Source organism: Marinomonas algae (assembly GCF_047525555.1).
Taxonomy (GTDB): Bacteria; Pseudomonadota; Gammaproteobacteria; order Pseudomonadales; family Marinomonadaceae; genus Marinomonas.
Genome location: NZ_JBLIXK010000003.1, coordinates 146,149 through 161,146 on the forward strand (window position 1 = coordinate 146,149; position 14,998 = coordinate 161,146).

A 14,998-nucleotide genomic window follows, 5' to 3' on the forward strand; every position below is an offset into this window, starting at 1 on the left:
AACCCTTAACCTAATATTGTTCATTCATTGAACGCGATAGAGTGACAGTGTCTTTCAATTAATTCGTTAAGCTAATTTAAAGGTGAGTGTCGGTGCTAACAGAGGAAGATCGTTACAAAATTCTCAAAGAGGTGCAGAAGAATCCAGATATAAGCCAACGAGAGTTGGCAAGACGCTTAGGTATTAGCTTAGGAAAGGCTAACTTTTGCTTAAAAGTATTAATTGAAAAAGGCTTAATTAAAACCGAAAACTTTAAAAACAACACTAATAAAGTGAAGTATTTGTACCCGCGAATTCAACTCCGAAGTGCACCACTCCCTAAATTATGCTGCACTTCGTAGTTCGTCGAACACAACCGCAGGTTGTCTATAGCCAAGGCACTTCCTTGGCCTCAGATTTAGCGATCCTTGAACCTTCGCAATCTCTTCATCTGTCACTGTCCTAAGATCGGTTCCCTTGGGGATATATTGCCTCAGCAGGCCGTTAAAGTTTTCATTTAAGCCGCGCTCCCAAGAAGCGTAAGGGTTAGCAAAATACACATCGGCCTTCAGTTTTTGAGCAATGCTTTCATGAGCACAAAACTCTGTTCCGTTATCTGCGGTAATCGTATGTACGTGACGACGATAGCGCCACAGCATAGCACCAACCGCTCGACACACATCTTCAGTACTTTTCTTGGGCACTTTACGGATTAAGTACATCTTACTCTTCCGCTCAACCAAGCTAACAATCGCTCCAGTACCTTGCTTTCCTAAAACGGTATCGACCTCCCGGTCACCAAAACGTTGTTTGCTATCTACTATCTCAAGCACAGTGTCGTCGATGTTGAGCACGGCGTTGTGCGACATTTGGCTCATAAGTGCCATTGATAGTATGCCGTTTTAACTCCCGACTGATGCTGGAATGGCTACGTTAAGTCGCCTGCCAATCTCCCTGTAACTTAAATGTTGGCTCAGATAGGCTTGAATCTGATATCGTTGTCCTTCGATCAACTGCTTATAGCTCATGGTAATGCACTAATTGTTTGGCGACGTTAGAATACCACCTATGGGTAGTTGATCTCTCGCCACCTACTCAACCATGATATTATCTGAATTTGCGCCTATTTACCCCACAGGGCGTCCATAGAGAGAGTATTACTTACACAACGCTTTCTTAAATGAAAACTGAAAGAGTATGACGAACTTGAAAAAGAAGTTAAGCAGCTTCGAGAAGAAGTGAAGCGTTATAAGAGAAATGTAGTTTGATAGATGTGGAAGTAAAAAATGGGTGCTACCTTAAAGGCCTTACAAAGTATTGAAATCATACTATTCAATTTATGAAATTTTTATAGTGTGGTCTAGTGTGGTCTAGTGTGTTTATTTTATGAGGGTAAGTTAGTGTGTAAGCAACGTAAACAGCTTTTAACTGGTAGCATAGGTAGTTTACTTGTTAATGTGGTGCGAGCAGGTCTGTCTTTTGTTTTGGCAGTTGTTCTAGCAAGATTTATGGGGCCATCTGAATATGGTTCATACTCATTTGCCTTTGCTATTTTGATGTTGGTGGCTATACCTGCTCAGGTAGGGGTTCCACAGCTGATAGTGAGAGAGACCGCTAAGGCTCAAGCTAGTCAAGACTGGGCATTGATGCGCGGATTATGGCGTTGGGGGAACTTAGCTGTTATGGGTTTTTCTGCACTTGGCTTTCTGTTTGCCATAGTGATCACAGTTCTGCTTATGCAGTTGGAAGATAATGTAGGACGTTTGGCAATAATTGTAACTGGAGTTGCTTTGATTCCATTGATGGCGCTGACTGTTGTGCAAGGTGCATGTCTTAGAGGTTTGCGCAGGGTGGTTATTGGGCAGTTGCCAGATGCTTTTCTTCGACCAATTATTCTTCTCGGTATGGTCTGCGGATATTTTTTCACGTCAGAATTGAATGTGTCTTACTCTGCAGAATTAGTGATGGGGATGCATGTTATTGCTGTGGCCTGTTCATTAATTATTGTATCGTTGATTTTATCAAAATTAAAACCAAAAGAGCTTGGGTTCGTTACTAAACTGCATTATGAAAGCGCAGTTTGGCGTAAAGCTATTATTCCCCTTGCGATGATAACTGGCCTACACCTTATTAATAATTATGCCGATCTTATTATCTTAGGTGTATTCAGTCTGGACGAGGAAGTAGGAATTTATCGGGCTGTGTCTCAAATTGCTTTGTTGGTGGTCTTTGGGTTGCAAGCGATCAATCAAGTTCTCCATCCGTACTTTGCACGAATGTATAAATTAAACGAAATGCAAAAATTGCAGCGACTGGTTACATTGAGTGCAAGAGGTATTCTGATTCTGTCGCTTCCACCTGCGTTAATATTGATGTTTTTTGGTGGACCTTTTATGGAATGGGTCTTTGGTTACCAATATGAATCGGGGTCCTTAGCATTATCAATTTTAGTTATTGGTCAGCTTATTAATGCCGCATTTGGTTCTGTTAGTGCTCTGCTAAATATGACTGGACATGAGCACGACACGGTACGCGGTCTGGGTATTTCTATCTTGGTAAATGTTTTATTGAATTTTTTATTAATTCCTCAGTGGGGAATGGAAGGTGCGGCAATTGCTACTAGCACCTCTTTAGTAATTTGGAATTTTATATTACATAAAGCTGTGCAGAAGCGTCTCTCTATAGAAAGCTCTGCTTTAGGATATAGCAAAAGGAAATTTTTATGAAAATGTTAGTAATTGGTATGGATGGAGTATGTTTAGAGACTTTTGATAGAGGTTGGACGCCTTTTATCAAGTCTCTTCTCGATAAAGGTCAAAAATTGGAGTTGAAAGAAGATCTAATTAGTCGAGGGTGGTCTGAGATTGTCACAGGTAAACATGCTTTAGATACTGGTGGTCTATATGAAGGCCCAACTGCCAAAGGGGGGCTGGATTGGACAGAAGCTTTTAAGATTAGTGATGTGCCTGGACTGGGGAAACAAGTTAAACCTCTTTGGCAAGTTTTAAATGAGAAGGGTTATAAAGTTGGTATTATGAATGTACCAACAACGTTTCCAGCTCCTGAAGTTGATGGGTTTTTAGTTTCAGGTGGCGGCGGTGGCGGGCCGATATCACAAGATGTATCTCCTGTGCAGTGTCACCCATCAGCTCTTGCGGCTAGGTTGCGAGATATGGGATACATTCTTGATGAAAGAAGGCCAACGCTTCTGGATGAAAAAGGGTTGTATGCTCCTGCCGATTTTTTTGCTCGATTAAGGCAAAAAAATGAAAAACGTACACAAGCATTTATTCAATTGTCAAGTGAGTTCGAAGTCGATTTTGGTTTTGTAGTTTATAGGTCATCCACTGTGACTACTGAAACTATGTTGGTTTCTGAGCTTGAAAAACTCTCTTTAGGAAGAGGGGGAGTAAATCAGGACTACATTAAGCAGTCTGAAGTATTTTATCGCGAGCTTGATGGGAATGTCAGAGCTTTGGTTGAGACTTACAATGAAGCAGAAGTGTTGCTGGTATCTGACCATTCGATGGTTACTAATAGATATTCGGTGAATGCGAATGCATTTCTCATTGAGAAAGGTTACCAAACTAATGATAAAAGCCGTAGAGGTATATTAGACATAATCAAAGCCTATAAGCATTTTGTACCTTATTCTCTGAAAGAGAAGCTGAAGAAAAGTAAGAAAATAAAAAATGCTTATCAGTCTATGGTTCCATTTAACCCCAAGAAAACACAAGCCTTTAGTCAATCGTTCAGTAGCGGTCAGCATGGTATCTACATTAACGATGAAGTTCGCTTTGGTGGGCCAGTTAAGTCAGATGAGATTAAGAAAATAGCAGAAGGAATAGTACGTCATTTTAATGCTCATCCACTCGCTTTACAGCACGGATTAACAGCGAAAATCAAACCTCAAAGCAGCTCCCCCGTTGCCTATAAATTTCCGGATATAATCTTAGATTGTCCAGATGGCTATTTTACAAACAATAAATTTAAAGACTTTATTGTTAAGACGGATATTCCTGAGGAAGCTCTTGATTTACGAGATATTAAAAAAGGTGTTCGGACCGTAGTAAAAGGGCATATCCCTTTAGCTGTTAACGTGAATAATGAATGGTCTAGTAAAGACGGTACTGACTTGACTTTGATTTACCAACATATTGTTTCAAAATTTTAAACTATTCTATTTAAGGGAATAGGTTTCCTTGAGGAATACATTGAAATAGGTTTTCTTATGAAAATAGGCGTATTAACATTAACACCTAAAAATAATTATGGCGGTATTTTACAGGCAACGGCTCTTTGTTCCTATCTTGAAAATCAAGGGCATGAAGTAGTACTTATTGATAAAAAACGGTTTGAAAATTCATTTTTTTCTAGATTAGTAATACAGCTTCTTGAATGTGTACCCTTTCAGAATATAAAGAATAAACGACAAGATTATTTAAAAACAAAGCAACTTAAGCCTTTTCTTGAAAAAAATCTTCCTAGGAAATCACGGGAAATCGTGACAGTTCAAGACTTGCAGGAATTGGTGGAGGGTGAAAGCTTTGATTCTGTCATCGTGGGAAGTGATCAGGTTTGGCGTTATCAGTATATCGGTGATGGTCACCATAATGTTTTCTTTTTGGATTTTGATACGAATAAATCTGTTAAAAAGATTGCTTATGCAGCTTCATTTGGTAAGGATGAATGGGAAGCTCCTGAACATGTAGCAAAGGTTTCCAGTTTATTGCATAGTTTTGATGCAATCTCAACGCGAGAAAAGAGTGGTGTTGTTTTATGTAAGGATTTATTTGGTGTCTCTGATGCGGTGAACGTACTGGATCCTACCATGCTAATTGGTGCTGAGTTCTATGACCGGTTTTTTGATGGATCTAACATATCTAGTTGTTCCAGGACGATTGTTACCTATATCTTAGATTGGAATGATGAAAAACAGGATATAATCACTTCAGTTAAAATAAGCTTGGAGGATTCTTTTAAAAGCTATTTTAAACAAGTAAACCTATCCAATAAAGAAAATGGTAAGTTTTATGGCGTAGAAGAATGGTTGTGGAATATTAAAAATGCAGAGTTTGTTATCACTGACTCTTTTCATGGGATGGTTTTTTCTATTCTTTTCAAAAAGCAATTTATTGTAATTGGAAATGAAAAAAGAGGTCTGTCACGTTTTTCAGATTTGCTTGGTGATGTTGGTTTGAGTTCACGGTTAATGTTAAATGAAAGTTGTATCGAAGGTGTGATTGATAAAAAAATTGATTATTCAATTGTAGAAGATAAAATTTCTAAATTAAGAAGAGACTCAGTTCTGTTTATTAACCAGTAGGAGGTGTAGTGGAAGTATCTGTAATTATTCCTAGCTATAAGCCTTCTTGGTATCTTGATCGTTGCTTTTATTCTTTAGAAAATCAAACCCTTTCTAAAGAAAAATATAAGGTTTATATTGCTCTTAATGGCCCTAAAGAGGGTTACGAAAAATTTCTAATTGATCTTTTGGAGAAATATACATTTATTTATGAATATATATATGTGGAAGAAGTTGGTGTTTCTAAGGCGAGAAATAAGTTACTAGATGTTTCTAGTGGAAAATATATAGCGTTTATAGATGATGATGATGTAATAACTTCAAATTATCTTGAACAGCTTTTGGATAATGTTTCTTCTAATTATATAGCAGTGACTAATGTTCTTAACTTTAAGGACTCCATTGATGACTATACTGAAAACTATATAGGAAAAAGTTTTTCCAATTTAAATGATTATGAAACATCGCTTTTTAAATCTAGGAAGTTTTTTTCATCTCCTTGGGCAAAGCTTATTCCTAAAGAAATTATTGGGTCGCATAGGTTTGATACTAAACTAAAAGTTGGTGAAGATTCTTTATTCATGGCTGAGATTAGCGGTAAAGTTAGAGGGATAAAGAAAACAGATAAGTCTGCTTGCTATTATGTTTATCAACGAGAAAAATCAGCCTCTCGTGAAAAAGTTGTTTGTTTTTATGAAATTAAGCGGGTTGTTTATCTTTTAGTTATTTATGGGAAAATGATTCTTAAAGGAGAAGATTTTTTATTCATTGTTAGTAGGATTGTAGCTTCAATTTTTCATTTGGGAAAAATTTTCAAGAAAAGAAGGTGATATATTGATTTCTATAATAACTCCATCACATAACTCATCCAGTTACATATCATCTTCGATTGAGTCTGTGCTTTCTCAAAATATTGATGATTGGGAGTTGATTGTTATAGATGATTTCTCTTTAGATGATTCTGTCAAAGTGATTCAGTCTTTTGTAGAAAAAGACCTAAGAATCAAATTGATTAGGTTGTTTAATAATTCGGGTGCAGCAGTTGCTCGTAATAAAGGAATTGAGGCTGCTCAAGGTCGTTATATTGCTTTTTTAGATAGTGATGACCTTTGGCTGCCAGATAAGTTAGAAAAGCAGATAGCATTTATGAAAGAGCAGCGCTATCCTTTCACTTATACTGCTTATCAAAGAATTAACGAATATGGTCAGGTAATTGGAGAAGTAGGAATTCCTGATAGAGTTTGCTACTCTGATTTATTGAAGAAGTGTTCGATTGGTTGCTTGACAGTTATTTATGATACTGATTATTTCGGTAAAGTGTATATGCCATTAACTCGTAAGAGGCAAGATTTAGGTTTATGGCTTTGCTTGCTAAAGAAAATAAATTACGCCCATGGCATTAGTGAAAGTCTTGCACAATATCGTGTGCACTCTGATTCAATATCCTCGAATAAAATAAATGCAGCAAAATATACATGGCGCTTGTACCGAGATGTTGAAGGACTAAACTTATTTAAAGCTAGTTACTATTTTTTGCATTATGCAATCAATGGTTTGATGAGAACCAAATTTCCTAAAATAGCTCGACTTATAGGTATGTTAAAATAAATATACCTGTAAACTTAGATGGCAAGTGCGACACTGCTAATCAGGTGTAGAAGAAGTCAACTGCTGCAGTTGGTACGCCTCTTCTCACCACAAAACTAAGCAGTACCAACATGAATTATCAGCAGTTGACCGAAGGCATACCAGATGTTCGCTCTTTTTAGGGCAAGAAATATCAGTAACAAATATTGCAAGAGTACTGAATTGCTAGTATGACGGCGATTTATCGTGAGTTAAGGAGGAAAATAGCTAGCAGCATATTGTCCAGACCCAACTCAAAGGATTTGTTCAGCCAGACGATCTAAATATCGCATATCATCAAAAACGATTGATTTTATCTAGGTTCTAATTGAAATCGACTGAACTCCCGAGTAGATCTTTAACGTACTCAAAAACTGTGGCATTTTTGCTTTTATCTCCATTTAAGGCAAGAAAGAAAGCGCTACTGAGAAGACTTGATAAAGAAAAGTGGGCTTAAAGTCAGTCAGAGGTGGCTTAAGCAGCCATGTAGCTTAAAGATCATGTAATGGCCGAGAGTTTGCCTATACACTGAGATACCGGTGGTATTAGAGACGAAAGTGTATTTTTCTCATTCATGTAACTTATTTGGGGGGCGAATAAACAATCATCTAAGGAAGTTTTAGGGTTTAAGCAACCAGCTGTTATCTTTAAGCCGATGTGTTTGGCTACTTGAAATGAAAGGTGCCACACTTCGGACTTGAATTCAGGAGATCATTCTTTAATATGGAAGTCCTGTGTGATTTTTTAATGGTAGGGTCATAACTCATTTTTATTGGCTTAAGTGGTAAAATTATTGTGATAGAAAACGAGATTCCTCGATATCAATCAAAACGAGTTCTGTGGGCTTATCGAGTGGTTGATTTTTGCTTGCCATTGCTAACTTTGTTATGTGTGCAGCTTTTCTTGAGTGACCAGTCATGGAAGGCGTCTTATATTTGGCTTGGCGTTTTATCTGGAATATTTCTTTTATTGTCTACTCAGCTTTTAGGTGGCTATAGTCGTTACCTTGAGCGTTCGATAGCTAAGAAGCTTGAAATCACCTTTAAGGCCTGGTTATCTAGTATTCTTGTTTTGTCTTTTGCGGCTTATCTTGATTATTCTATTTTTAGCTTTGCGCGATCTGTGATTCTTATGTGGGTTGTTATTACTCCTTCCTTTGTATTTTTATTAAAGTTTGTCATCAATAGAAAGAGCCGTTCAACTTCTCATGGTCGTACAGAAGTGCTTGTGTTGGGCAATGGTTATTCTTTTAACGAATTTGAGTTTGCATACCTGGAAAAGCATAACATTCGTCTACATACAATAATTGAGTTCAATAGAACTGTTATAAATGAAAGGATTGAGACATTATCTCCAGACTTTTTAGTGATTAATTTAGATAAAAGTGCAGAGCCTAAATTAATTAAAGTATTGACACGTTTAGATCTCAAAGGGGTTAATATCCTTACTCTTCATAGCTTTATGGAAAGCTTTTTACGAAAATGTTATATCCCTTATGAATCCGTGGAGCTGAGCTACTTGGGTCGAATTCAAGCTTATAATCGATTAAGTTATATGATTAAGCGTGTTGTCGACATTTCTGTTTGTTTAGGGCTAGTTTCATTAGTGTGGCCAGTGATGTTGTTTTCTGTCTATAAGATAAAAAAACAATCTCCAGGGCGCGTTTTCTTCAAACAAGCTAGGGTTGGATTACAAGGAAAAGAGTTTCAGGCTATTAAATTTCGCAGTATGCATGAAAACTCAGAATTTAATCCTTATACACAAGAAAAAGATCCTCGTATTTTCCCATTTGGTAATGTTATGCGTCGAACTAGAATAGATGAGTTGCCGCAACTGTGGAATGTCTTTGTTGGCGATATGCATCTATTCGGTCCTCGAACTGAATGGAATATTTTAGTAGAAGAGTATGAGCATGGAATTCCTTATTATCATGAGCGTCATTTAGTTCGTCCTGGAATTTCAGGTTGGGCTCAAGTTCTGTATCCTTATGGCGGTAATATAGAGGATGCCCGTCAAAAGCTAATGTATGATCTTTATTACATCAAATATTGGAGTATTTGGTTGGAAGTTGAAACCTTAATTAGAACTGTTTCGGTTGTGTTGAGGCGAAAAGGGCTGTAAAAGAAGGCTATGATATAGCCTAACACCAAATTGACTATATTGATAAAAACATAGCGTCATTAACAGAGAGTTCTGTTTATTATGTATACCTAGAAAAGACGATATTGTTCGTTTTTTAGACTGTTATAGGCGTTGGTCGTTGATGAATAAGCAAGTAAAAGTATTGAGTGAAGAATTGGGTGTGGCGTTTGGCACCAGCGGTGTTCGTGGCTTGGTGAAGGATCTCACGCCAGAATTGTGCTTTGCCTTTGTTGCGTCTTTTTTGCAGGGTGTTTGCTCTGGCTCTAAACGAGTTGCGGTTGGTTTGGATTTGCGTCCTAGCAGTCCTGACATTGCAAAAGCCTGCATTGCTGCCATTGAGAAAAGTGGCGCAGAAGCGGTTTATTGTGGTGTGATTCCTACGCCTGCTTTGGCTTTTTATGCCATGCAACATCAAATGCCTGCCGTGATGATTACAGGCAGTCATATTCCTTTTGATCGTAATGGCATTAAGTTTTACCGCCCAGACGGTGAAATCAGCAAAGCAGATGAAGCGGCTATTATGGACGGTTTTGTCACCTTGCCAGATGCGTCTCCTGATACCTTGCTTCCAAGTGTTAATACCGATGCCATGACGACCTTTGAAGATCGTTATAAAGCCTTATTCCTAAGCGACATGCTGGCTGGCAAAAAAGTTGGTGTGTATGAGCATTCCAGTGTGGCTCGTGATGTGATTAAGCGACTGTTAGCGCATTTTGGTGCGCAAGTGGTGTCACTAGAGCGTACGGACACTTTTGTTCCCATTGATACTGAAGCCGTGTCGCCAGAAGACGTTGCTAAAGGTCTGGCTTGGTCTCAAGAGCATCAATTGGATGCCATTATTTCTACCGATGGCGATGGTGATCGTCCATTGATCGCCAATGAAAAAGGCGAATGGTTACGTGGTGATATTCTTGGCGTGTTGTGTGCGGATTATTTAAAAGCCAGCCACGTTGCCGCGCCAGTGAATGTGAATACCGTTCTTGAATTAAGGGGCAAATTACAGGGGCTGGAACGTAAAACATTACGAACCAAAATTGGCTCGCCTTATGTGATTGCTGGAATGGAAACCTTATTAAAGCAAACACCTGATGCACGCCTTGTAGGTTACGAAGCCAATGGTGGTTTTTTGGTCGGTTCGGATTTCGAGGTAAATGGCCAAACACTTCACGCCTTGCCAACTCGTGACTCTGTTCTGCCAGCTTTGATCTTGCTAGCGATGGCCCATGAGAAACACTGCCCAATCAGTGAATTAACAAGCGATTACCCTGCTCGTTATACCGCAAGCGACCGCATTCAAAATATTCCAACGCAAACCAGCAAGCAGCTTATTGCCGAGCTAAGAAACAGCAAAACGAAACAAGCTGAGTTATTGTCTGTGATAGCAGAAGAAGGTGAAGTGCTGGAAGTGGTTTCTATGGATGAAACCGACGGATTACGTATGACGCTAAACAGCGGCGATATTGTCCACTTAAGACCTTCAGGGAATGCACCAGAGCTGAGGTGTTATGTGGAGGTTTCTTCAGAAAATGGAACCGATGATATGTTGCGAAAAGTTCTGAGAAATTATTAAGATGAGTAATATAGTTCATGAAGTTTTTTGAGAGAAAAATAGGTCAATTTGTATGGTTTTGTGCTGGTTTAATATTTGCCTTATCAATTAGTTTTCCAGATGGCTATCATATAGGGGCATGGTTGTTGTTTCTGTCATCTATCTCACTCTTTTTTTTGAAAAGCTGTTGGAAAAATTTAGATTATGATGACAAAGTTCTATTTTATTTGTTTCTGATATTTCTTATTAGTATTTTTTTCTCCATTTTAATTGACTGGTACCATTCAGGTATATTTATTCATAAAATGGTTGATAGATTTTCTCTCATAATTGTGGTGTTGCCTGTTGTTGTCTTATTATTACGTGCTTCAGGCTATAAAGAGGTGCTTTGGTATGGTATTTTTATCGGTTCTATATCAGCTTTTTTAGTAGCACTCTATGAAAGAACTATATTGGGTTTTCCCAGAGCCAGAGGGGCAGAAAATCCGATAATGTTTGGTGATATTAGCATGCTATTAGGCTTCTTAAGCTTTGTCGGGGCCATTTATTATTACAGCTGTAAAAAAACACTACTTACCGTTTTATTTTTAGTCGGCGGTTTTTCTGGTGTAGCTAGCTCAATACTCTCAGGTTCTAGGGGGGGGTGGGTCGCCATCCCTTTTATTATTGCTTTTCTATTATGGGAAAGCAGAGAGTTGCTAGGGAGAAAGCGACTAGTCTTAGCTTTTATAACATTTTTAATGATGGTCTCGATTGCTTTTTTTACACCACAAACAGGCATAAAAAATCGAGTAGAGGCGGCAGTAAGTAATGTTTCAAACTACGTACAAGAAACGAATAAAGTAACTTCTGTAGGTATGCGCTTTGATATGTGGAAGTCTGCTGTTTATATGTTCCTAGACTCCCCTATTTTAGGTGTTGGCGAGAGTCAAATAAGGAATATAAAACAGGATTTAGCTGACTCAGGATATATAAGCCAAAGTTCTGTACGTTTTTTTCATGCTCATAATGAGGTGCTTGATACTATATCTAAAAGAGGTCTGGTTGGGTTGGTTTTTCTACTGGCTTTGTATTTTATTCCTTTGAAGTTATTTATGAAAAAAATAAGAAAGGGCAATAATTGGAATATTAAATCTTATGCTCTTGCTGGTGCTGTAGTGCCAATGTCTTATATTGATTTTGGTTTTACTGAAGTTATATTTTCGCATGATATTGGGGTCATGATGTACTTTTTTTCAATTACGATATTCTGGGCTGCAATAAAAAATGAAGAAAAAGATAACTTTCTAACGCTGAAAAGAAGGGCTGTATGAACTATATTTAAAAGGCTTTGGTGTAGTTTTTTAGGTATGATCTTTTCCGTTGTAAAATCTGTTAAAAAAACAAGTAATAGAGTATAAAGCTTTATGGTAGTAGAAACTTATGATGTATCTTTAGTTTTACCTGTTTATAATGTTGAGCAATATATTTCACATTGCTTAGACTCTCTTCTCTCTCAATCTTTTCAAGGCTCTTTACAGATTATTTTAGTTGAAGATAAGTCTCCAGATAATAGTTTGTCTATTTGTCGTGAATACGTGAAGAAGTATGACAACATTACGCTTATTGAACATGCTGAAAATGGCGGTAGCTCAGTCGCTCGAAATTCAGGTTTAGAGCAAGTACAAGGTAAATACTTTATCTTTGTTGACCCTGATGACATTGTTCCAGCAGCAGCTTTAGAAACACTTTATAATACAATAGAAGAATCAGGTGCTGATATTGTCAAAGGAAATAATACCTCCTTCAAAACGACTCAATCACCATGTTTAGTTAACTATTCAGTAAAGGAGAAAGAAGAGTATATTGAGGGTGAATGTTTTACTGTACTGCTTAAACATGAAAAGCTACGCGGTCATCCTTGGGGGAAAATTTTTCGTACATCAAGTTTTAAAGGTATTCGTTTTACACCTGGATATCGTATGGCACAAGACTTGTTATTTTGTGCGGAGGTATTTAGCAAAGCGAGCCGTTTAGTATTAATTCCTGATGTAGTGTATCAATATCGTATTCATAACAGTGGTGCGACAGGTCGTAAATATGAAACAGGCGCTTATCTGAGTTGGTTGAAGTGTATTACGGCCGTAGGTGCTTTTGTTGTTACTAGGCAACAGAAAAAAGCTTATCAAGAGCTTAAGGTTCGATCCCTTACTCAAATAGCTAAAGAAATACGATCTTTAAAAGCTGATGCTTTGCTCTCAGTTTTGGAGGTAGTTGAGAGCACTCGTGTAGAATGGGGAATCTCTTTAAATAAGCTAATTCTCCAAGATAAAGTATCTACTACTTCTATCTACCGCTATATATCATTTTTATTAGCACAAAAGAAAGCGCGTAGCTCAATTAAATGATCTATGCGTTTGGTTATCGTCTATTTAGGGCTTTATGTCGTAATATTCGCAAAGTGCCAACCACTGTAGTCTATTTTTATCCTCTCTAATATTTGTTTTCTTTAAAGATATCGCTTGTGAGCCCGCAATTGGAATAGGTTTTTGACACGGATGTGATGACCGTCTTACCTCTGTTCCTTTTAACAGAGACATCATTTTGAACCACAAGTCGTCTGCCTTTGGTGCTAGTTTTAAAAAAAGGTCAGGATTGGTTGCATCTTCATGTAAAGCATTTTTAGGGTATAAAACACCACCATATCCAATAGGAAGTAATTTTTTATCGACAACACCTGGTGTTTTTAGATATGTCCATTGTTTGTATGGTAATAACTCTCCACTTTCATCATATGTAATCATTCTACATTCATTTGCAATGACACTGTTTGGGTAGGTTTGGTGGTCGTTGTAAAGTGAAGCAAGCCATTCTGGGCGGTAAATTAGGTCGTCGTCGCAAGTGATAAGAGCTGTATCTAGAAACTCTTTTAGAGAGTAAATCAGTTTTCTATGTGAGCAAGTAAGCTCTTTTTGAAAGCGTATTTCAAATATCTCACCTACAAGATCAGTTAGCTTTTTGGGAAGCTGGTTTTGCAGCTCCTCATGCAGCCAAAGTACAATTTTTTGCGGCTTCTGAGGTTGGCTTAAAATACTGCGAATCGTAATGTCAATAATATGCAAACGGGAAGGGATGGAGGTTAAAGTCACAATCACTGGTAGTGTAGGAGCATTTGTTGATTTCAGCTTTTCTAGAGGGAGACTTCTTAGTTTGATGATGTTTATGAATGAGGGTATGTATTCTTTAAGTTTCACGTCTTTCCCTTTTCTAGCAAGTTCTGAGTTAGCCGTTATTCTCCTTTAGTCGCTTGCTTTCTTCAATAGCTTTCTATTGTGAGCTTGATGGGAATAAAAAAGCTGTTTCAGAAACACTGAAACAGCTTTTCGTTTTTCTCGTCAGTATAGCGACAGAGAAAGAAGATTACTCTGCAGCTTGAATGCTGTGTAATTCCACTACAAATTTAAGTGCAGCGTATGGAGGAATTGGACCTGTGCCGCCAGGGCCGTAGGCTAGGTCTGTTGGAATGTACAGTTCGTACTTAGAACCAACAGGCATAAGTTGTAGGCCTTCAGTCCAGCCAGGGATAACGCCGTTTAGTGGGAAGGTGATGGATTCGCCACGCTGGTATGAACTATCAAATACAGTACCGTCAATTAGGCTGCCTTCATAGTCTACTTCTACTGTGTCTGTTGCCGCTGGTTTCTCGCCAGAGCCTTCGGTGATGACTTTATACAACAAGCCAGATTCCGTTTTCATCACGCCTTCTTCAGCTTCTTTTTCTTTCAGCCAAGCTTCGCTTGCGGATTTTGCTTCAGCGGCTTGTTTTTCTTGCTCAAGCTGAGCAAGTTCTGCTTGTTCTTGCTGGTAGGCTTGGATAGTTTGTTGAACTTCATCCAGTGTCATTTGGCCTTCTTCACCAGCAAATGCATCTTTAAAGCCCGCCATGAAAGTTTCCATATCCAGTTCCGAGAAGTCTTGTGACATACGTGAACCAAACATTGTGCCTATGCTGTAACCAAGACGCTGTTCTTTTGAATCCAGAGTGACCGTGTCAGCTGCGTAGGAAAAAGACGCTGAAGACATAACCAGCGCTGCAATAAGAGATTTTTTCATAAAAAGTGTTCCATGATTATTTTGAAAGTTATCACTGAGTGATCTAAGCACTTAGACAGAGTTCAGTTCGCATAGCGTTTCGATTCGGCATTTTATCAAGCGGAAAAAAATTAGAAACATATAAATTCAGATATTAATACGCTTTGTGCTTCGCGGAGCCAGATCCGTTGGTATCTGTTCTAACATAAGCTAGGTGTTTTATGCCAATTTTATGTTTGAGCGTTTTTACCAAAGCGACCCCTTCACCTGCACACTTTGTTTGAGTTCCAAAAGATCTTTCTTCCATTTTCAAGCGGCCCCGCAAA

At 38.1% G+C, this 14,998-nt stretch carries 13 protein-coding genes and 1 pseudogene; 10 read left to right on the plus strand and 4 right to left on the minus strand.

Annotated features, from left to right (window positions below):
- Positions 1–92: 92 nt before the first annotated feature.
- A complete protein-coding gene (locus tag ACMUMQ_RS06915; RefSeq protein WP_414681275.1) occupies positions 93–341 on the plus strand; it encodes a MarR family EPS-associated transcriptional regulator in 249 nt (82 codons plus the stop codon).
- Here ACMUMQ_RS06915 and ACMUMQ_RS06920 read toward each other — a convergent pair.
- Positions 324–803 (minus strand): annotated as a pseudogene (locus ACMUMQ_RS06920) (IS30 family transposase); the annotation flags it as partial. The gene ACMUMQ_RS06915 and the pseudogene ACMUMQ_RS06920 sit on opposite strands and share 18 nt — an antisense overlap.
- Positions 804–881: 78 nt before the next feature.
- Positions 882–1,007: a helix-turn-helix domain-containing protein gene (locus ACMUMQ_RS06925; protein WP_414681276.1), complete on the minus strand. Its 126-nt coding sequence runs from the start codon at positions 1,005–1,007 to the stop codon at positions 882–884.
- 372 nt (positions 1,008–1,379) lie between these two features.
- Here ACMUMQ_RS06925 and ACMUMQ_RS06930 point away from each other — a divergent pair, with 372 nt between their 5' ends.
- From ACMUMQ_RS06930 to ACMUMQ_RS06970, 9 genes are all read left to right on the plus strand, one after another.
- Positions 1,380–2,705: a flippase gene (locus ACMUMQ_RS06930; protein ID WP_414681277.1), complete on the plus strand. Its 1,326-nt coding sequence runs from the start codon at positions 1,380–1,382 to the stop codon at positions 2,703–2,705.
- Positions 2,702–4,153, plus strand: coding sequence for an alkaline phosphatase family protein (locus tag ACMUMQ_RS06935; RefSeq protein ID WP_414681278.1), 1,452 nt, complete (start codon positions 2,702–2,704; stop codon positions 4,151–4,153). Before ACMUMQ_RS06930 ends, ACMUMQ_RS06935 begins: the two co-directional genes overlap by 4 nt.
- 57 nt (positions 4,154–4,210) lie before the next feature.
- Positions 4,211–5,305 carry a polysaccharide pyruvyl transferase family protein gene (locus ACMUMQ_RS06940; RefSeq protein WP_414681279.1) on the plus strand — a complete coding sequence of 365 codons (1,095 nt, stop codon included), beginning with the start codon at positions 4,211–4,213 and terminating at the stop codon, positions 5,303–5,305.
- 8 nt (positions 5,306–5,313) lie between these two features.
- The gene (locus ACMUMQ_RS06945; RefSeq protein ID WP_414681280.1) at positions 5,314–6,114 is read left to right on the plus strand and encodes a glycosyltransferase family 2 protein; all 801 of its coding nucleotides are present in this window, start codon (positions 5,314–5,316) and stop codon (positions 6,112–6,114) included.
- A gap of 4 nt (positions 6,115–6,118) precedes the next feature.
- On the plus strand, positions 6,119–6,892 hold the full coding sequence (locus tag ACMUMQ_RS06950) for a glycosyltransferase family 2 protein (protein WP_414681281.1): 774 nt from the start codon (positions 6,119–6,121) through the stop codon (positions 6,890–6,892).
- Positions 6,893–7,762: 870 nt separating this feature from the next.
- Positions 7,763–9,031: an exopolysaccharide biosynthesis polyprenyl glycosylphosphotransferase gene (locus tag ACMUMQ_RS06955; RefSeq protein ID WP_414681454.1), complete on the plus strand. Its 1,269-nt coding sequence runs from the start codon at positions 7,763–7,765 to the stop codon at positions 9,029–9,031.
- A 142-nt stretch (positions 9,032–9,173) separates the two neighbouring features.
- On the plus strand, positions 9,174–10,622 hold the full coding sequence (locus ACMUMQ_RS06960) for a phosphomannomutase (protein WP_414681282.1): 1,449 nt from the start codon (positions 9,174–9,176) through the stop codon (positions 10,620–10,622).
- Between the two features lie 17 nt (positions 10,623–10,639).
- The gene (locus ACMUMQ_RS06965) at positions 10,640–11,914 is read left to right on the plus strand and encodes an O-antigen ligase family protein (RefSeq protein WP_414681283.1); all 1,275 of its coding nucleotides are present in this window, start codon (positions 10,640–10,642) and stop codon (positions 11,912–11,914) included.
- A 93-nt stretch (positions 11,915–12,007) separates the two neighbouring features.
- Positions 12,008–12,988 (plus strand): glycosyltransferase family 2 protein, encoded by a 981-nt coding sequence (locus ACMUMQ_RS06970; RefSeq protein ID WP_414681284.1) that lies wholly within the window; start codon positions 12,008–12,010, stop codon positions 12,986–12,988.
- 24 nt (positions 12,989–13,012) lie between these two features.
- Here ACMUMQ_RS06970 and ACMUMQ_RS06975 read toward each other — a convergent pair whose 3' ends face one another.
- The gene (locus ACMUMQ_RS06975; protein ID WP_414681285.1) at positions 13,013–13,834 is read right to left on the minus strand and encodes a hypothetical protein; all 822 of its coding nucleotides are present in this window, start codon (positions 13,832–13,834) and stop codon (positions 13,013–13,015) included.
- 166 nt (positions 13,835–14,000) lie between these two features.
- Positions 14,001–14,693 carry an FKBP-type peptidyl-prolyl cis-trans isomerase gene (locus tag ACMUMQ_RS06980; RefSeq protein ID WP_414681286.1) on the minus strand — a complete coding sequence of 231 codons (693 nt, stop codon included), beginning with the start codon at positions 14,691–14,693 and terminating at the stop codon, positions 14,001–14,003.
- Positions 14,694–14,998: the final 305 nt, after the last annotated feature.